Annotated in this window: 16 protein-coding genes; 3 read left to right on the top strand and 13 right to left on the bottom strand. The window is 65.7% G+C overall.

Annotated elements, in window-relative coordinates; translation table 11 throughout:
• Positions 1-27 precede the first annotated feature (27 nt).
• From nagB to NG701_RS05420, 6 genes are all read right to left on the bottom strand, one after another.
• Entirely contained in the window at positions 28-810 is a 783-nt protein-coding gene (gene nagB, locus NG701_RS05445) for a glucosamine-6-phosphate deaminase (protein ID WP_252565165.1), read from the bottom strand.
• 30 nt (positions 811-840) lie between these two features.
• Positions 841-2,412 (bottom strand): transporter, encoded by a 1,572-nt coding sequence (locus tag NG701_RS05440; protein ID WP_252565163.1) that lies wholly within the window; start codon positions 2,410-2,412, stop codon positions 841-843.
• Positions 2,394-3,200, bottom strand: a complete 807-nt coding sequence (locus tag NG701_RS05435; RefSeq protein ID WP_252565161.1) for an ABC transporter ATP-binding protein — start codon at positions 3,198-3,200, stop codon at positions 2,394-2,396. Before NG701_RS05435 ends, NG701_RS05440 begins: the two co-directional genes overlap by 19 nt.
• A 71-nt stretch (positions 3,201-3,271) precedes the next feature.
• Entirely contained in the window at positions 3,272-4,369 is a 1,098-nt protein-coding gene (locus NG701_RS05430) for an NADH:flavin oxidoreductase/NADH oxidase (protein WP_252565159.1), read from the bottom strand.
• Complete coding sequence (locus NG701_RS05425) at positions 4,369-5,376, bottom strand: tetratricopeptide repeat protein (RefSeq protein ID WP_252565157.1); 1,008 nt, start codon at positions 5,374-5,376, stop codon at positions 4,369-4,371. The genes NG701_RS05430 and NG701_RS05425 overlap by 1 nt, the downstream gene beginning before the upstream one ends.
• Before the next feature lie 65 nt (positions 5,377-5,441).
• Positions 5,442-7,139, bottom strand: coding sequence for a DUF8094 domain-containing protein (locus tag NG701_RS05420; protein WP_252565155.1), 1,698 nt, complete (start codon positions 7,137-7,139; stop codon positions 5,442-5,444).
• Between the two features lie 294 nt (positions 7,140-7,433).
• On the opposite strand from NG701_RS05420, the gene NG701_RS05415 reads away from it, so the two are divergent.
• Positions 7,434-8,675, top strand: coding sequence for an AI-2E family transporter (locus NG701_RS05415; protein WP_252565254.1), 1,242 nt, complete (start codon positions 7,434-7,436; stop codon positions 8,673-8,675).
• 26 nt (positions 8,676-8,701) lie between these two features.
• Here the strand turns inward: NG701_RS05415 and NG701_RS05410 are convergent, their stop codons facing one another.
• Together NG701_RS05410 and NG701_RS05405 are read right to left on the bottom strand one after the other, a co-directional pair.
• The gene (locus NG701_RS05410) at positions 8,702-9,502 is read right to left on the bottom strand and encodes an alpha/beta hydrolase (protein ID WP_252565153.1); all 801 of its coding nucleotides are present in this window, start codon (positions 9,500-9,502) and stop codon (positions 8,702-8,704) included.
• Between the two features lie 79 nt (positions 9,503-9,581).
• The gene (locus NG701_RS05405) at positions 9,582-9,938 is read right to left on the bottom strand and encodes an Rv1322 family protein (RefSeq protein ID WP_058932022.1); all 357 of its coding nucleotides are present in this window, start codon (positions 9,936-9,938) and stop codon (positions 9,582-9,584) included.
• 37 nt (positions 9,939-9,975) lie between these two features.
• Between NG701_RS05405 and nucS the strand changes: the two genes are divergently transcribed.
• Positions 9,976-10,671, top strand: coding sequence for an endonuclease NucS (nucS, locus tag NG701_RS05400; protein ID WP_058933052.1), 696 nt, complete (start codon positions 9,976-9,978; stop codon positions 10,669-10,671).
• A gap of 294 nt (positions 10,672-10,965) precedes the next feature.
• Positions 10,966-11,169: a cold-shock protein gene (locus NG701_RS05395; RefSeq protein WP_011692441.1), complete on the top strand. Its 204-nt coding sequence runs from the start codon at positions 10,966-10,968 to the stop codon at positions 11,167-11,169.
• Between the two features lie 142 nt (positions 11,170-11,311).
• Here NG701_RS05395 and NG701_RS05390 read toward each other — a convergent pair whose 3' ends face one another.
• Genes NG701_RS05390 through atpD form a run of 5 tightly spaced genes read right to left on the bottom strand, consistent with a single transcriptional unit; the run spans position 11,312 to position 17,352 of the window.
• A complete protein-coding gene (locus tag NG701_RS05390; RefSeq protein ID WP_374208653.1) occupies positions 11,312-13,861 on the bottom strand; it encodes a bifunctional lysylphosphatidylglycerol flippase/synthetase MprF in 2,550 nt (849 codons plus the stop codon).
• Positions 13,858-15,165 (bottom strand): alpha/beta hydrolase, encoded by a 1,308-nt coding sequence (locus NG701_RS05385; protein ID WP_252565151.1) that lies wholly within the window; start codon positions 15,163-15,165, stop codon positions 13,858-13,860. Before NG701_RS05385 ends, NG701_RS05390 begins: the two co-directional genes overlap by 4 nt.
• Before the next feature lie 4 nt (positions 15,166-15,169).
• Complete coding sequence (locus NG701_RS05380) at positions 15,170-15,601, bottom strand: DUF2550 domain-containing protein (protein ID WP_252565149.1); 432 nt, start codon at positions 15,599-15,601, stop codon at positions 15,170-15,172.
• Positions 15,602-15,611: 10 nt separating this feature from the next.
• The gene (locus NG701_RS05375; RefSeq protein WP_056349400.1) at positions 15,612-15,896 is read right to left on the bottom strand and encodes a F0F1 ATP synthase subunit epsilon; all 285 of its coding nucleotides are present in this window, start codon (positions 15,894-15,896) and stop codon (positions 15,612-15,614) included.
• Position 15,897: 1 nt separating this feature from the next.
• Positions 15,898-17,352, bottom strand: a complete 1,455-nt coding sequence (gene atpD, locus NG701_RS05370; RefSeq protein ID WP_252565147.1) for a F0F1 ATP synthase subunit beta — start codon at positions 17,350-17,352, stop codon at positions 15,898-15,900.
• Positions 17,353-17,409 lie beyond the last annotated feature (57 nt).

Raw genomic sequence — 17,409 nt, 5'->3', positions numbered from 1 at the left:
GCACCCGCCCGTGGTGTGTGGCCGGAATTACAGCTCCTGCCAGTCAGGTTTGTGATCGTACGTGTGCCGGTAGAAGTCGGCGAGCTTCAGCGACGATGCCGCGGCCTGATCCACCAGGACGGTGGCGTGCGGGTGGAACTGGAGGACCGAGGCCGGGCAGATGGCGGCGACGGGTCCTTCCACGAAGTCGCGGACGGCCGGTGCCTTCTGTGCCCCGGTAGCGATGAGGACAACGTGCCGGGCCTCGAGAATGGTGCCCAGCCCCTGGGTCACCACATGGTGCGGCACCTCTGCCAGGCTGCCAAAGAACCTGGCGTTGTCCCGGCGGGTCTGCTCGATCAGCGTTTTGATGCGGGTCCGGGATGCGAGCGAGGAACCGGGCTCGTTGAAGCCGATGTGGCCATCCGTACCCACGCCCAGGAGCTGCAGGTCCACGCCGCCCGCTGCCTGCATGGCCTCCTCGTAGGCGGAACAGGCCGCGGGCAGGTCCGCGGCCGCACCGTCAGGCGTATGGACGTTGCCTTCGGCGATGTTGACCCGACTGGTGAATTCCCGCCGGATGACTTCCCGGTAGGACTCCGGATGCCCGTGGTCCAGCCCAACGTATTCGTCCAGGGCAAAGGCATGGGCATTGCTGAAGTCCAGCCCATCACGCTGGTGCCGCGCCGCCAGCTCGTCGTAGACCGGCAGCGGCGATGACCCGGTGGCGAGGCCCAGTACGGCGGTGGGCTTTCGCCGGAGAAGGGCCTCGACGGCATCGGCGACGAGCTGTCCGATCTGTTTGCTGCCCTGGAGGATGACAACTTCCATGTCCGGCCGCCTTTCTTGTGCTTTACCGAATCAGCGGTTGACGGTCAGTTGGGCCAGCAGTTCGGGTCCGCGGGCATCAAGCCACTTTCCACCCAGCCGAATGCCCGCCCCAAACAGCGCCAGTCCCAGCATCAGGCCGACGGCCAGGTTGGCCCACCCGAACATGGCATTCCCCGTGACCAGCTGCGCGATGAGCAGGCCCACCTCGGGCAGGACCAGCAGGCTCAGGACGCCCATACCGGCAAACTGCACCACCAGGGTCTGCCCTACATTGCCCGGGGGCTTCTTGAACGGGCTGTCCCCGGGCAACGGGACGGCCACCGTGTAGCGTGCCGACACCACGGACGACAAGCCAAGCCCGGTGAACAGGATGCCCAGGCTCAAGCCCAACTGGCCGGGCAGTTCCGACCAGCTGCCGGTAAAGAAGTACTGGCCCACTGCAAAGATCAGCACCACGGGCAGGGCAAAAGCCAGGCAGGCCAACGCCCTGCCCAGCCGGTCGTCCACACCGCGGACGCCCGTGGCCACATGCAGCGCGAATGCCGTGCTGTCGTAGGAGACGTCCGCTGAGATGGACCAGGCCAGCAGGAAGGCAGCCAGCGGTGCAGCCACCGCCAGTACTCCGTAGTCACCGGACTGGCTGCCCTGGAACACCAGCAGGATGGGGAGCAGCGGGACCACCACCAGGGAACCGGAATAGCGGGGATCGCGCAGCCAGTAGGTCAGCGCCCGCGCTGTTACTGCACCGGCCGGTGTGGCCGGCAGCAGGTCGAACAGCCCCAGTTTGCCACCCTTGCGGCTCCCGCTGCCGGCGTAGGGCGGGTTGACCAGGGCCCGTTCAAGGAGCAGTTTCCAGCACCAGGACAGGACTGCGAGGGTTGCAGCGGCGATCACGAGTTTCAGTGCGGCCGCTCCCGGGCGGCCAACCGCAACATCACCACCGAGGGACCACGCGGCACCAAGTGGCGTCCAGGACAAGGTGGCAGCCAGCTCCGGCAGGAAACCCGTCGAGGCGGTGATGCCCCTGCCCACGCCAGCGACGATCGGGCCCATCAGGACCAGCGGGACCATAAATGCGATGGCGCTGACATCCTTGAACCGGCGCGACGACGCCAGGCTGGCGGTGGCGGTGGTGACCACTTTGGACAGGACAATACATGTCAGAACGCCGACGGCGGCGCCCACCAGTGCGGCAACCGCGGGAAGGGGGCCACGGGCCCAGGTCCACACGGTGGCGAGCGCTGCGAGCGCGGTGGCCAGGCCGGGGATGCCGATCAGCCCGCCGAGGGCCAGCCCCGTGAGCAGTTGGCGCATGGGGATGGCGGAGGTGGTGAAGCGGGCAGGGTCCAGGGTCAGGTCCGCGGCGGACGCGACCACCGGAATGAGGCCCCAGCCCAGGAGGGCCGCTGAACCACCAAGCACCACAACCGTCCGGGCCAGTTCGGGGTCTACAGTGCGCAGCAGGATCAGTGCCACGACCACTAGGCCCACCAGCCCCAGGGCATAGAGACCGCCGAACGCCAGGCCGACAAGCTGCCAGGGGCTGCGGCGAAGGCCGTTCCGCAGCAGGGTCAGTTTGAGCCTTAGGAGGTGCGCAACCATTCCAGGCCTTCCGTGTGGTTTCGTCCGCCGACCAGCTGGACAAACCTTTCTTCCAGCGTTGCCCCGGCGCGGACTTCGTCCACGGTCCCGGCAGCGAGGAGCCTTCCGGCCGCCACCACGGCGACGTGGTCGCACATGCGCTGGACCAGGTCCATGACGTGGCTCGAGACCATCACCGTCCCGCCGGAGGCTACATAACTGTCCAGGATGGACCGGATGTTGGCCGCCGAGACGGGATCCACGGACTCGAAGGGTTCATCGAGCACCAGCAGCCGCGGGGCGTGGATCAGGGCCGAGGCGAGGGCGATCTTTTTTGTCATGCCGGCCGAATAGTCCACCACGAGGGTCCCGGCGTCCTCGTTCAGGTCCAGGGCGGACAACAGCTCCCCCACGCGGGAGGCCACCACGTCTTTGTCCATGCCACGCAGCAGCCCGGCGTAGGTGACCAGCTGTTCGCCGGTGAGCCGGTCAAAGAGGCGGACACCGTCAGGGAGGATGCCCATCAGCTTCTTGGCCTCCAGCGGCCGGGCCCAGACGTCCACCCCGTGGACAACGGCTGTCCCGAAGTCAGGCCGCAGCAGGCCGGTGGCCATGGACAACGTGGTGGTCTTGCCGGCGCCGTTGGGCCCCACGATGCCAAAGAATGAGCCTGCCGGGACGTCGAGGCTGATGCCGTCCACGGCGATTTTTCCGCCGAAACGCTTGGCGAGGCCGCGGATGGACAAGGCAGGAACGGGCCCGGCGTGCACCACCGGATCAGAGCGGGGATCAGGATGGGCAGCAGTCATGATGCCAGCCTAGACCCAGGGCCCTGCCTAAGGGGTCCTCCCGCAGGAGTAGGCCAAAGGCGTAGGGAAGCCTAGAACGAATGCCGCGGAATGGCCCGTTCGTACTGCGGCGCCCAGGGGAGGTTGTGCCCCAGTTCATACGCCGCCCGGAGCCACCAGTGCGGATCCCGGAGCGCGGCCCGGGCAATAAACACGCCGTCGGCCTGTCCGGTGGCCACGGCATGCTCGGCCTGGCCTGCGGAAGTCAGCAAGCCCACGGTGCCCGTGAGGACCCCGGCTTCCCGGCGGATGCGTGCGGAGAACTCCGTCTGGTAGCCCGGACCCGGCCTGATGTCCTGATGGGCCACGGCTCCTCCGCTGGAGACGTCGATAAGGTCCACCCCGTGCTCCGCCGCCTGGGCGGCCAGCCGGACCGAAGCCTGGACATCGACGCCGCCCGGCGCCCAGTCGGTGGCTGAAATCCGCAGCAGCAGGGGCATGGATTCGGGGATGACGTTGCGGACGGCATCAACCACGGCGAGCATCAGCCGGTTCCGGCCGGCCTCGTCCCCTCCCCAGGAATCGGTCCGGGTATTGATCAGCGGGCTTTGGAACTGGTGCAGGAGGTAGCCGTGCGCGCCATGGATCTCCACGGTGTCGAAGCCGGCGTCCACGGCACGCGCAGCGGCCGCTGCGAAATCGGCAATGACGTCCTGGATCTGCGCCTCGGTCATCGCGGCGGGTTCGGCAAAGCCGTCGAAGGCCAGCCCTGACGGACCCACCGTGGGCCAGCCGCCGTCGGACTCCGGGACGCTGCCCCGCTGCCCGGCGAACGGCCAGTAGGCGGACGCTTTCCGGCCGGCGTGGGCAAGCTGGGCGCCGATCTTCGCTTCCGCGGCACCGTGCCGGTGCACAAAGGACGTGATCCGCTGCCAGGCCTCGGCCTGTTCGTCGTTGTACAGCCCGGCGTCGCGGGGGCTGATCCTGCCGGCCGCATTCACGGCGGCCGCCTCGGTGAGGATCAACGCCGCGCCGCCCGCGGCGAAGGAGCCCAGATGCATCAGATGCCAGTCGTTCGGAACCCCCGGGGCGCCGTCGGGACCGCAGCTGTACTGGCACATGGGTGATACCCAGCCGCGGTGCGTGAGCTCCAGGGAGCGGAGCTTGAGCGGCTGGAACAGGGCCGGCACTAGAACAGGACCCGGGCGAGACCTTGGCGTGCCTTGGCAACACGGGGGTCGGACGTGCCCACCACGTCGAAGAGTTCCAGGAGCCGTACGCGGGCGGTCTCCCGTTCCGGGCCGAAGTTCCGGCCGATGAAGCTGACCACGCGGTTCAGCGCGTCCTCCACGTGGCCGCCGGACACGTCCAGGTCCGCCACGCCCAGCTGGGCGGCCAGATTGTCAGGTTCGTTAGCGGCGAGGGTACGCAAGGCTTCCGAGTCCTCGGCGGAGAGCGGCTGGAGCCGGGCCATCAGCTCCACCTGGGCCAGGCCGGCCTTGGCCTCGGCGTCGGCGGGCATTTCCAGCAGGAGCTGGCGGTAGGCCACGGCGGCTGCCTCATAGTCGCCCGCCTCAATGGCGTCGAACGCGGCCTGGTGCAGCGGCGGAAGAGGTGCTGGTTCAGTCTCCATGGGCGCACTGCCCCCGCCGAGGCTGCCCGTAACGCCGTTGGCGGCCGCGACCTTCAGCAGTTCATCCAGGAGGGGCCGGATCTGGGCTTCCTCGGCGCCGCCCTGGAAGAGCGGTACGGGCTGGCCCTTGAGGACGGCGACGGCTGTGGGGACGGCCTGGACCTGGAAGGCCTGTGCCAGCTGCGGGAACGCTTCGATGTCCGCCGCACCCAAGACCAGGCGGCCGCCGTAGCTGTTGATGACCCGCTCCAGCGAGTCGAGCATCGCGGCGGATTCCGGCGAGTACGCGGCCCATAGCGCGAAGACCACCGGAACCTGGGCGGAGAGCTCCACGAGTTCCTGGAAATTGCCTTCGGTGACAGTGACCCGCAGCGGTGCCGCGCCGTCGTCGGGCGATACCGCACCTGCTTCTGCGCTGGCACCCGCATCCCCGGGAACCGGCGGATTGCCGGGAGCCGCAGGCGGCGCCTGGCGCTGTTTCAGGGATGAAAGGTCGACGGCGCCACGCAGGTTAAGCAGGCTGGCAGCGGCTGGAGGGACTGGGCGGGAAGCTGGCGAACTCATGCTTTCCACTCTAGCCACTCCGGCCGCTGCCGGGGGTACTGCATCAGGGAATGGACCCTGCGGACCTATTTGAAGCTTGCGCCTACCAGCCCGCGCGTTGCGGCCACCAGCTTGATGGGATCAGTAGATCCTGCCGGCGGAACGTAGACCGCCATTGATTCAGCAAAGTTCAGGACCATGCCGGTGGTGGTTTCCTTGCCGCCGGCGAGCGCCGCGGCGTCGTCGCCGATGGTGAGCTTGTCACCGGAGGCTTTGGGCGTGCCATCAAAGCCGAAGTTGATCCGGCCCAGCACCAGCGCCCCGCCGTCGGCCGTCCGGAACACCACAGTGCTTTCCGGTACTACCTTGTGGGTGAAGGAGAAGTTGCCGTTTTCGCCGGACTTGACTACCTCGGCCTGGTAGGAGAGCGTGTCGGCGATGTACGGCGAGGATGCGCCCTCCACCAGCTTGTCCTTGAAGCTCGACTCTGAATTCGTCAGGCGGTCGGCCAGCCCGGCCAGGGCTTCATCGCCGCTGTACAGCAGGCCGGATTTGTCGTTGGCAGCCAGCGTGTCGGTGCCGTTCCGGCCGATGGCGGGGAACGTAGTTCCCGGCTGCAGCGGGGTGGTCTCGGTCAGCTTGTAGTTCTCCCGCGGGGAGGGCTGGACCAGGGTGAGCAGCTGCGGGACGACGTTGCCGTCACCCTGCGTAACGGCGAGGACTGAACGCGGCCAGCTGCGGTCGCTGGTGACCACCGTGGTGAGGAGCTTGGTGGAACGGACGGGCATCCGGGCTTCATAAGTGCCCACCTGGGAACGGATCTTGTAGTTCTGCGTACGGACCTCAAGCTCCGTCCCGGCTACGCGCTCTGCGAGCTTGGCTGCGTCCTTTGCGGCGTCACCGGCGTCGGCGGTGCTGGAGACCTGCTCCAGGATCCTGCGGAACTGGGCGTCCAAGAGGACCGGCGCGGCGCCCTGGGCGGCCTCGGACGACGTGGATTCCGTGGGAGCAGGCGCGGGCGTGGTGGCCGCGTTGGCGACGGCACCCGTGCCAGCTACCACGAGGGCGGTCACAGCGGCGGTGACAATGCCGCCGGACACCATGCCGAGCCGTGAGGCGGACCTTGCCTCGGCCTTGGCCCGGGCGCGCCGGGCGAACAGGCTACCCGTGCCGTTGCCTTCGCCGTCCCGCTTGCGTGCGGACAGGACCACCAGGGCAATGCCGGCGAGGATCAGCAGGCCACCAATCACCATGAGCGGGATGGCCCACGGGGTGGAGGTGTCATTCGGGAACGTCATGGAGATCGACGACGGTGCGGGCTTGGTGCCATCGGACGCCAGCAGCAGCGACCATTCGCCGTCAGCGGGGGGCGTCCACGAGTACTCCAGCTCACCGCTCGCGTTCTCAGTGGAAACCCAGAGATCGGATCCGGACGGATTCGGCGCCGTGGCGTCGCCGTCGGCGTGCTCAACCTGCAGGGATTTGTTGTCCTCGGAAACCCCAGTGATGGTGTTGTGGGCCGTCGGGCCTACCCAGGCGTCCACGTCGTCAGGCCGGCCGGCCGCGAGCAGGAAGTTGCCGTCGCCTTCGATCTTGATCTTCACCGTTCCGCCCTGCGCGGTGCGCAGGTTCTGGTCGATGACGGTCAGCGGCGCCTCCGCGGCATTTGCCGGGGCGGAAGCCGTAAAGGTCTCGGAGGGAGCCCAGATTGTCTTCTGGCCAATACCGGCCAGAAGTGTCAGGAGGCCGAGCAGCACGAGTGCAACTGCAGTCTTGAAGCGCAAAGGAAACACCTATCATTCGCGGGGGTTTACTTTCAATAGTAACCGTTTTGTTACCAGAACCCCCGATTGGGCGCCAGCGGAGTCCGGAATCGGCGGCGCCCGGGCGGCCCGGCGGGCGCCCTCGCTCCTGTTGGCAAGGCTGCTGATAGTGTTTGCGATGATCATCACACCGGCGCGCAAATGCGGCGCCACGCACGGAACAGGCCCCAGAATCCAGTGACTGACAAGACGGAAGAGTCCTCCACGGGACACGAAAATCAACCGGCCGCTGGCGCTTTGGAATCCTCGCCGGACATGCCTGGGACGGCGAAGCGACGGGGCTCCGCAGCTGCGGCCCTGGGCCAGCTTGTGCGTCGCCTGCGCCAGCCGCTGCCGGGCGCCCAGCCCAGGCTCCGGTTTGAGATCCCGCCGGATTACAACCACACCGAAGTTCCTGCCGCCACCGAAGACGGCGGGACTGGCGGGACAGCCGCGCAGTTTGGCCGTCCGGGTCCCCGGATGTCGATGCAACATCCCCTTTACATGGGCTTCATGGGCACCGTAGGAGTGGGCCTTGCCCTGCTGGTCTACTGGATCGGCTCCAACACCACGCAGCTGCTGCTGTGGATTGTGGCTGCCCTGTTCATTGCCCTTGGCCTGGAACCCGTGGTCGGCTGGCTGGAGAACCGCCGGATTCCCCGCCCGGTCGGCATTCTTCTGGCCGTCCTGGTCCTGGTGGTGGCTGTGGGAGGGTTCTTCGCTACCCTCATCCCCACCATCGTGGAACAGGTCACCCAAATTGTGGTGCAGGCACCCACCTGGGTACGGGACTTCATCGACTCTGAGTTCTTCCGCAACGTGGATGACCAGTTTGGTGTGCGCGACCGCATCAACGAGGAACTCGACAAGTTCGTCAACAACCCCGAGGCGATGGGCGGGATCTTCGGTGGCGTGGTTGGCTTCGGTTCCACCCTGGCCAACGGTCTCTTCGGCACGTTGATCGTCCTGGTTCTGAGCCTCTACTTCCTCGCAGCCCTCCCGGCCATGAAGAAGTGGGGCTACCGGCTGGCGCCGCGGTCTCGCCGGGCCCGGGTTGAAGCCCTCTCCGAGGAGATCACCCGATCCGTCGGCAACTACGTGATCGGGCAGGCCTGCGTGGCATTGCTCAATGCCACGTTCGCGTTCATCGTGATGTCCATTGTGGGTGTCCCGTACGCCCTCTTGCTGGCCTTCGTTGTGGCACTGCTGGCATTCATCCCCTTGGTGGGCGGCATGATCGCCGGCATCGTGGTCCTGCTGGTATCGCTGACGGAGGGCTGGCAGACCGCCGCCGTCTACGGCATCTGCTACTTCGCCTACCTCCAGTTCGAGGCCTACTTCATCTCGCCGCGCATCATGCAGAAAGCCGTGGCCGTGCCGGGCGCCGTGGCCGTGATCTCGGTCATTGCCGGCGGCAGCCTGCTCGGAGTCCTGGGCGCGCTGATCGCTATCCCGACGGCGGCGGCCATCCTGCTGCTGGTCAAGGAGATCTACATCGTCCGCCAGGACAAGCACTAGCGGACAGGCACTAGTAGCGGCAGCCGCTAGGCGGCCGCAGTGGCCACCGGGCCGTTCCACACCTGCGGCAGGCCTTCGGGACCGGAGCCTGCCTCCGTCACCTCATCGACGATTTCGTTGAGCACGCGCGAAGCGTATTTCTCCCCCACCCAAAGGTGTTTGGCGCCGTCGACACCCACCACCCGGGCCTGCGGCACCAAGCTGAAACGTTCAGCGGCGGCGGCGGGCTGCAGGTAGTCGTCATGCTCTGGCACGAGGACGGTGAGCGGCTTGGCGGAGTCCGCCCAGAGGCGCAGGTGGGCGTCGGTGGCGCGGTGCAGCGGAGGCGACAGCAGGACGGCACCTTCAATCTGGCTCGCCACCGGCTCAACGGCACCGTACATCAGCGCCAGTTCGGTGCCGAAGGACCAGCCCACAAGCCAGCGGTTGGGCAGTTGGCGTTCGACGGCGAAACGTACCGCCGCCTCAACGTCCTGCCGCTCGCCGATCCCCTCTTCGAAGGAACCTGCGCTGGTTCCCCGCGGCGACTCCGTCCCGCGCGTGTTGAAACGAAGCACAGCCACGCCGGCCAGGGCCGGAAGCCGGTAGGACGCCTTGCGGTACACGTGCGAGTCCATAAAACCGCCGTGCGTCGGAAGCGGATGCAGGGTGATCAACGTCGCCGTGATCTGGCCGGACTCGGGCAGCGCCAGCTCCCCCACCAGCGTGTGGCCATCTTCGGTGCGGAGCTCGATGTTCTCGCGCCGGGCCGGCAGCACCGTTGACGCGCGGATGGGTGCGGGCCCTGTTGGCCGGCTGAATTCGTACGACGCGGGATCAAAAGTCATGCCTGCCAGCTTAGCGACTCCCGGCGTCCGCAGGCGCAGCGCGCTGGCTCTTAACGCGGCTTCTCCGGGGCGCCGGCTGTCAGCGGTAACGGTACGTCCGGGACAGCCAGCAGTTGGTGTGCCAGTGGCGGCGCTCAGCCAGGCCTGCGGCCGCACCGAATATGTGATCGTCCTTCCAGACCACCAGGTGGGCGATGCCGGGGACCACAGCGGTGGAACAGCCGGGGCAAATGTAGGTCTTTTCCGCGTTCCTGGCGGTCATCGTCCTGACCGTCCACTCGCCGTCGGGCGCGCTTTCCCGGCGGGCGATTCCAGCCCGCGCCCGCTCCAAATCCAACTCCGGAACGTCGCCGTTGCCCTTCTTGCCTACCGGCTTTCCGCCAGCTATGCCCGGCTTTCCGGAGGCAGGGCGGCGGGGACGGTTGGAACGCGGCATGCCTCCATTCTGCCCCAGCCCCGGTAGTGTGTACGGCGTGCGACTTGTCATAGCCCGATGTTCAGTTGATTATGTTGGCCGGCTCAAAGCCCATCTCCCCCTTGCCACCAGGCTCCTGCTGGTCAAGGCCGACGGCTCGGTGCTGGTTCATTCCGACGGCGGCTCCTATAAGCCGCTGAACTGGATGAGCCCGCCTGCCACCCTGCGGGTGTCCTCGCCGGAGGACATTGACCTGGAGCTTGGCGTCACGGAACAGTGGACGGTCCAGTCCGCCAAGACCGATGACCGCCTGATCATCAACATCCACGAGCAGCTGCACGAGTCCTCCCACGACCTTGGGGTGGACCCCGGTCTCATCAAGGACGGCGTCGAAGCCGACCTCCAGCGCCTGCTTGCCGATCAGATCGAGACCCTGGGTTCAGGCTTTTCGCTCATTCGCCGCGAGTACTTCACCGCCATCGGCCCGGTGGACATCCTGGCTCGTGACGCCAGCGGAGCCACCGTGGCCATCGAGCTGAAGCGGCGGGGCGACATTGACGGCGTGGAGCAGCTCACGCGCTACCTTGAACTCCTGAACCGCGATCCGCTGCTGGCCCCGGTCCGTGGCATCTTCGCTGCCCAGCAGATCAAGCCCCAGGCCAAGGTGCTGGCCAACGACCGCGGCATCGACTGCATCACGCTGGACTACGACGCCATGCGCGGCGTGGACGACAGCGACTCCCGGCTTTTCTAACGCTGGTATCCGCTCCGGTGACGCCTGCGGCCCCCTGACAAGGGGATTCATCCGGTTTTTCGGCGAAATTTGCCGTATTGGCCGTTCAGAGGCGTTGACCTGACGGAATCGGCATGAAATTCTTAGACCAGTCTTTGTGTAGGTGTTTTTTCATGCTCGCAAGACATGTTGCGAGCGCGAAGCTCCTGCAGCGCAGGTTCCCAGGAACGGCATTGAAGGATTCTTCTCGCGGAGTGACCGAGTCCGGCACGAGGTGTGCCGGACTTAGACAAGTTCCATAATGAGGAGAAATAAATGGCACAGGGAACCGTCAAGTGGTTCAACGCTGAAAAGGGCTTCGGCTTCATCACCCCGGATGACTCCGATGGCGATGTCTTCGTTCACTACTCGGAAATCCAGACCGGTGGCTTCAAGACCCTCGACGAGAACCAGCGCGTTCAGTTCGAAATCGGTCAGGGTGCCAAGGGCCCCCAGGCTACCGGCGTAACGCTGGTCTAGTCCCCCGCCCGGCGGCCGCCATCTGCGTGGCCTCCAGCGAAGAAAAGATCCCCGGCATCCGTGCCGGGGGTCTTTTCTTTGTCCGCAATGTCTTTGTCCACCGTGACTTTCCAGTCGCAAATCGTTCGTGCCGCTGTGAGGATCAGCTTCCCTGGCCAACCAGGTCCCGGACCAGCCGGGCCCCCTGCCGCAGCGAAAGGCCGGGCAAATAGGCCCGCGTGAGCGCCCGTCCGATCGCCGGCAGCTGCAGAGGATCCTGGTAATACAGGTAAAGTGCCCGGTACTCGGGTTTGAAGCGTGATTTGAAAGCCGCCAGGGACCGGAATCCGTAGACCGGTTCGAGGGCGTGGCCCACCACATCGAGGATGCGGACAAGGTTCTCTGCGGGCACCGGCTCCCCCGGCGTTTCGTCGCCGGGCCGGCTGGCGAGCGGGGACCCGGAGAGCGAGATCACCTCCACGGATTCGCGCAACTCCAGGACCGCCGAAGCAATGAGGAACTCCATCACCCCGGGAAATCCGTCAGCACCCCGGCGCATAACGTCCAGTGTGCGGCTGACCAGCGTCCCGCCGTCGTAAACGGGCAACCAACTGGTCACCCCGTGCACGTGGCCGTCGCCATCCACGGCCAGGCAGCACAGCACTTCGTCGTCCATCAGCTCATCCATGCCGCCGAGCGTGAATCCCATTTCCGGAACTGATTTTCCTGCCGCCCATTCCTCCGACACTTCGCTGAGCCGGGCACGCAGGGCGGACGGAAGCCCGTGGTACGTACCCCAGACGGCCTTGACGCCCATCTTGGCGGCGCGGTTCCGCGCAGTCCTGACGTTCTGCCATTCCTTGCCCGTGAATTCAAGTTGCCGGACGGACAGCCTGGTCTCCTGCGCCACTGACACGCGCTGGAAGCCCCGGTCCTGCAGGAGGGGCCACAGCGTGTCATCGCACGAGTAGAAGGCCGGGATGAGCGCGCGGTTGCCGCAGTAGGAAAGAAACCCTTCGGCGGTCCGCTGACGGGAGTCGGCCGCACCGAAGGGGCCGGCCAACGTCAGGGCGACACTGCCATGCAGCTGGTAGGCGATGGCGCCGCGTCCATCCGGGCTGAACCAGTACCGGTTGGGCTCCCAGAGGGCCATCCACGACAGTGAATCGCCGCCCTCATGCAACAGCTTCCGGGCCGCGGCCCTGTCGTCGTGGCCCGAATCGCTGCCATGGTGCCGGCCCAGGAGCACGGACCAGACGCCCGCCAACGCAACAAGCCAGAAGACCGGTCCGGAATAGCCAAAGATCAGGGACTCGAGGCCGTCCCGTTCAGCAAAAACCCGGTGGTAGAGATTCGGCAGTGGAACCGGCAGATACTGCCTGGACAGTTCGGCCAGCAAGCCCAGCAGGCCGCCGTCGCGCGTCATTCCCCCAGCGGCAAACCAGGCCAGGGCGTAGCTCCCGGCCAGGAGGAGCCAGACGCCAACGACCACCGCCAAGAGCCGACGGCGGGCGGCAGGGATCGTCTCGACGCGGAACTGGCGGCGGTTAGCCCAGAGCAGGACCGCCAGCAGCAGTGGGACGATCACCAAAGGCAGGATGTGGGCAAAACCTGAACCCATGGCGGCTGTGTGCGGCCGCGCGGGATAGTGCGGGATCAGCGCGAACAGGGCCAGGTAGACGGCGGCCATCGCCGTGACGGCCAGCTGAAGGGCCAATGTGATGCGCAGTGCCATGCGGCGGCCGCGGCGCATTCCGTCAGCACAGATGAGGAGCAGAACCACCGGCACTACTGCCAGGGCGAGGCCAAAGGGTCCGGCGAAGCCCGTCCGCCCCACCTCCAGGCAGGATGCCTCCACTGTTGCTCCACAGTTTGCTTCGAGCTGACCCAATGTGGGCATGGGGTTCAACACCACGTCCCGGAGCAGCGCAAGCGGGCCGGTGGGCGTCCGGGCAACAGCGGTAAGAATGGGTCCCACCGCAAACACGGCCACCGTGAGGGCGAGCAGGTTCCTGGTTTCCCTGCCGCTTGAGCGGGCCGGATGAAGCTGGCCGTGGTCGCCCTGGTTCCACCAGCTGGCTGCGAGACCCACCGCTGCACCTACCAGGCCGATGACGGTCTCGGCATGCCCCACATACAGGACCAGCAGGAGCGACACCGAGAGCAGCGCCGTCCGCAACCGGCGCCGCCACAGAACAGGGATCCTGCCGCTCGCGGCCAGCGACGCCGCAAGGATAGCGGCGTAGGGACCGATCAGGCTGTTGTCGGCCATCAGCCCCAGCCAGCCGTCTCCCGCATACCTCGCCAACTGGGTCAGGAGCAGGAAGACTGTGACAGCAACAAACTGGCCACCGACGAAATACGCCGCAGTCTGAAGGGGCCCAAGGTTCCTCTCGGCCAGGCCCAGCAGCAGCAGGATCATCAGGGACGCCACCAGGTAGGCCAGCGGGTTCGTGGCAAAGAACAGTGACGTCACCAGTGCCCACCAGTTGCCGGCCTTCAGACCAGGGGCGCTGACGCCTGCGAGGGATAGAAGCTCTTCCGGCGGTCCGCTGAGGAAGCTGCCGGTTGCCGCCCCGACCAACAGGAAAATGCCGAGGATGCTGAGGGTCAGTGGCACCGACCGCAGGTAGCCCCGCATTCTTCGGCCAACCGGAAACAGGACGGCTGACCAGAGCAGGGCCGGCGCACGGGATTCGCCAGCTTCCCTCATTTCGCCCACCCCCAGTGAGCAGCCAGCAGCTCAAGCCCGTTGTCCATGCCGGGAGTCAGCACGTCCCACGAATGGCCGGTGTGAGCCACCACGTCCGAGCCCACGGTGAGACCTGCCCCGCGGGCCGCCGCCTCAAGGGTCCGCAGATTTGCGACGAACTCCGCATCTGTGGCCCCGGCCGCGAAATACGCCACGCTGCCAGGATATTTGCGCTCCTTCAACAGCGTCAGCGGTATCTGGGCATCAAAGGCAGCAGTGTCGCCGTGGAAGGCCGCATCAACCGTTTTCTGGCGTTCCTTGGCCAGCGCAGGCTCGCTCTCGCTGGAAAAGGCGAGAACACCCGTGTACAGCTCCGGGTGGCGGGTGGCCATCTGAACTGCGCAGGTGGCACCAAAACTGAAACCGCCGATGGCCCATTGCCGGTGGTCGGAGTCCACGTCCAACGTTCCCGAGATCCATGCCGGCACATCGACAGAGAGGTAAGTGTCTGCCTTGGCGATGGCGCTGTCCATGCAGAGATTGTTCGCTGACTGGTTGCCGTTGGGATCAACCACCACAACAACAGGCGCCGCTCCCCCATGCCGGGCGGCGAAAGTGTCCATGCGTGCCGGGAGCGACCCGCCGGTCAACCAGTCGGCAGGGCCGCCGGGCTGGCCGGGGACCAGAACCAGGACCGGAAGGCTGGGACGATTCGAAGCAAAGTAGGCCGGTGGCAGGTAGATGTACGAGTCGCGTGCCTGGAGACCCGAGGACGTTCCTGGAATGGATGCGGTGCGAACAACGCCGTCGGCAGGGATCTCATTGGAGGGTTTCCATCCGTCCAGGGGCGTGGCAGGGCTGTCCGGCTGGCGCATCAGCTCCTGTTCCAGGGCCGGGATGCGGCTCAGCGCCGTTCCTGTCAGGTCCGCAACTGTCCGGTTGAGGCCGAAATACGCGTTGATCTGAACCGCAGCCAGCAACACCACGGCCAGGAGGGCGAGCACATCGAGCGCACGGCGGCGCCACGACGCCGTGGAGAGCCGGAGCAACACCAGCAGGAGGGCGGCCACGGCCGGGAACACCCAGGCCAAGACGTCGAACGGCAGTTCTTCGGGGAAGGCAGAGGCCCAATAGATAAGGATCCAATGGACCAGGAGCACCACGGCGGCGGCTGCGGCAACAGCGGCGGCAACACTGAGGAACCAGCGGCGGCGGCCAAGGGCGCGCGGAGGCCAGATCAGGGACAGAGCCGCGGCGGCACCAAGGACCCAAGCGGCCCAGTACACCGGTCCGTCGGTCAACCGGATGTCAGCAATCCAGTCCACGTGGCTAGCGCCAGGTACCCACGCCGATGACCGGCCCGGCTTCCAGCCAGGAGGACAGCCCCGTGTACGCATCGAATTTCATGGCCAGCCGCAAATCCTGGCCTTCGTACCGCAGTTCAACAATCACGACGTCGGGCTGGACCTTCACGGCCTCGGCCTCGGTGGGCTTGCGGCGGCCCAGCAGCTCCAGGGAGCTGCGCTTGAACTTATGTTTGGGACGCACATTCAGGGACAGCAGGCGGAACCATTCAAGGTCGTTGTCCTGATAACGACAAACCCCCATCTGCCAGCTGTTTCCAGCAACGCAAATGGAGGCGTCCACTGTGCCAAGGGCGCGCCGCAGATTGAAGCGGCGCACCCCCGAAAGGCACAGTGCGAAAATCAGCAATCCGAAAACGATTGCCAAGGCGATGAACGTAAAAGTCGGAGCGTCCATCAAGGTCGTGCTAGCGGATCCCAGCAGTAGCCGCGTCACCCAGTTGGGCGTTGTCAGCAACAATCACCACGCGGTTGTTGTCGACGGAGAAGAATCCGCCGTCAACAGCCACGGCAATGCGGTTCCCGGAAACCGGCTCGATCGCCAGTTCACCTTCGGCCAGGATCGCCAGCAGGGGCGAGTGGCCGGGCAGGATTCCGATCTCACCATCGCTGGTGCGGGCCTTGACCATCTTGGCCGCTCCGGACCACACGAAGTGATCCGCTGCGACAATCTCAACCTCAAGCTCAGCCATATTACTTGGTCTGTTCCTGGATCTTGGCCCACTGGCGCTCAACATCGTCCAGGCCGCCGACGTTGAAGAACGCCTGCTCTGCAACGTGGTCAAGGTCGCCGTCGCAGATAGCGGTGAAGCCTTCAACCGTGTCCTTGATGGTCACAGTGGAGCCCTCGACGCCGGTGAACTGCTTGGCGGTGTAGGTGTTCTGGGAGAGGAACTGCTGGATACGGCGTGCACGCGACACGACGATCTTGTCCTCTTCCGACAGTTCGTCAACACCAAGGATGGCGATGATGTCCTGGAGTTCCTTGTTCTTCTGCAGGATCTGCTTTACACGGACAGCCGTGTTGTAGTGGTCCTGACCGATGTACTGCGGGTCCAGGATGCGGGACGTCGACGTCAGCGGGTCAACGGCCGGGTACAGACCACGGGAAGCAATTTCACGGGACAGTTCCGTGGTTGCGTCGAGGTGCGCGAAGGTCGTGGCCGGGGCCGGGTCGGTGTAGTCATCTGCGGGAACGTAGATGGCCTGCATCGAGGTGATCGAGTGGCCCTTGGTGGACGTGATGCGCTCCTGGAGGAGACCCATCTCGTCAGCCAGGTTGGGCTGGTAGCCCACGGCCGACGGCATGCGGCCGAGGAGGGTGGAAACCTCGGAGCCTGCCTGGGTGAAGCGGAAGATGTTGTCGATGAAGAGCAGCACGTCCTGGTTCTGCACATCGCGGAAGTACTCCGCCATGGTCAGGGCGGACAGTGCAACACGCAGGCGCGTTCCCGGCGGCTCATCCATCTGGCCGAATACTAGGGCGGTGTCCTTGAGGACGCCTGCCTCTTCCATTTCAACCCAGAGGTCGTTACCTTCACGGGTACGCTCGCCAACACCGGCGAATACCGAGGTACCACCGAAGTTACGGGCCACACGGGTGATCATTTCCTGGATCAGAACCGTCTTGCCCACGCCGGCGCCGCCGAAGAGGCCGATCTTTCCACCCTTGATGTACGGGGTGAGAAGGTCAATGACCTTGATGCCGGTTTCCAGCATCTCGGTGGAGCCTTCGAGCGTTGCGAAGGCCGGGGCCTTGCGGTGGATCGGCCAGTAGTCCGCAGCCTGGATCTCGGACTCGTCAACATCCAGCGGCTTGCCGAGGACGTTGAAGATGTGGCCCTTGACGCCGTCGCCGACGGGCACGGTGATCGGAGAACCGGTGTCCACTACGTTGGTGCCGCGGACGAGTCCGTCGGTAGCCTGCAGGGCAATGGCGCGGATGAGGTTGTCGCCCAAGTGCAGGGCAACCTCGAACGTGATGGTCTTGGTCTCACCGTTGAGGGTAATCTCCGTGGTGAGGGCGTTGTAAATCGAGGGGATTGCGTCAGCCGGGAATTCGACGTCGACAACCGGGCCAATAACACGTGCAATACGGCCGGTCGCACCGGACGTTGCGGCTACGTGTTCGGTAGCAGTGGCAGTCATCTCTCTCACTTCACTCAGTAGATGGCGTGGGGTTTAAGTTTGTTCTTTAGTGCAGGT

It is taken from the genome of Pseudarthrobacter cellobiosi, assembly GCF_023913815.1.
GTDB lineage: Bacteria > Actinomycetota > Actinomycetes > Actinomycetales > Micrococcaceae > Arthrobacter > Arthrobacter cellobiosi.
Note: the sequence above shows the minus strand (reverse complement) of the source record. Positions and strands in the feature narration are given on the sequence as shown.

What these genes read in the sequence shown, in the direction of transcription:
- nagB (WP_252565165.1), bottom strand. Translation starts at nt 810, where the DNA reads ATGGAAGTTGTCATCCTCCAGGGCAGCAAACAGATCGGACAGCTCGTC.
- NG701_RS05440 (WP_252565163.1), bottom strand. Translation starts at nt 2,412, where the DNA reads ATGGTTGCGCACCTCCTAAGGCTCAAACTGACCCTGCTGCGGAACGGC.
- NG701_RS05435 (WP_252565161.1), bottom strand. Translation starts at nt 3,200, where the DNA reads ATGACTGCTGCCCATCCTGATCCCCGCTCTGATCCGGTGGTGCACGCC.
- NG701_RS05425 (WP_252565157.1), bottom strand. Translation starts at nt 5,376, where the DNA reads ATGAGTTCGCCAGCTTCCCGCCCAGTCCCTCCAGCCGCTGCCAGCCTG.
- NG701_RS05415 (WP_252565254.1), top strand. Translation starts at nt 7,434, where the DNA reads ATGCCTGGGACGGCGAAGCGACGGGGCTCCGCAGCTGCGGCCCTGGGC.
- NG701_RS05410 (WP_252565153.1), bottom strand. Translation starts at nt 9,502, where the DNA reads ATGACTTTTGATCCCGCGTCGTACGAATTCAGCCGGCCAACAGGGCCC.
- NG701_RS05405 (WP_058932022.1), bottom strand. Translation starts at nt 9,938, where the DNA reads ATGCCGCGTTCCAACCGTCCCCGCCGCCCTGCCTCCGGAAAGCCGGGC.
- NG701_RS05395 (WP_011692441.1), top strand. Translation starts at nt 10,966, where the DNA reads ATGGCACAGGGAACCGTCAAGTGGTTCAACGCTGAAAAGGGCTTCGGC.
- NG701_RS05390 (WP_374208653.1), bottom strand. Translation starts at nt 13,861, where the DNA reads ATGAGGGAAGCTGGCGAATCCCGTGCGCCGGCCCTGCTCTGGTCAGCC.
- NG701_RS05380 (WP_252565149.1), bottom strand. Translation starts at nt 15,601, where the DNA reads ATGGACGCTCCGACTTTTACGTTCATCGCCTTGGCAATCGTTTTCGGA.
- NG701_RS05375 (WP_056349400.1), bottom strand. Translation starts at nt 15,896, where the DNA reads ATGGCTGAGCTTGAGGTTGAGATTGTCGCAGCGGATCACTTCGTGTGG.
- atpD (WP_252565147.1), bottom strand. Translation starts at nt 17,352, where the DNA reads ATGACTGCCACTGCTACCGAACACGTAGCCGCAACGTCCGGTGCGACC.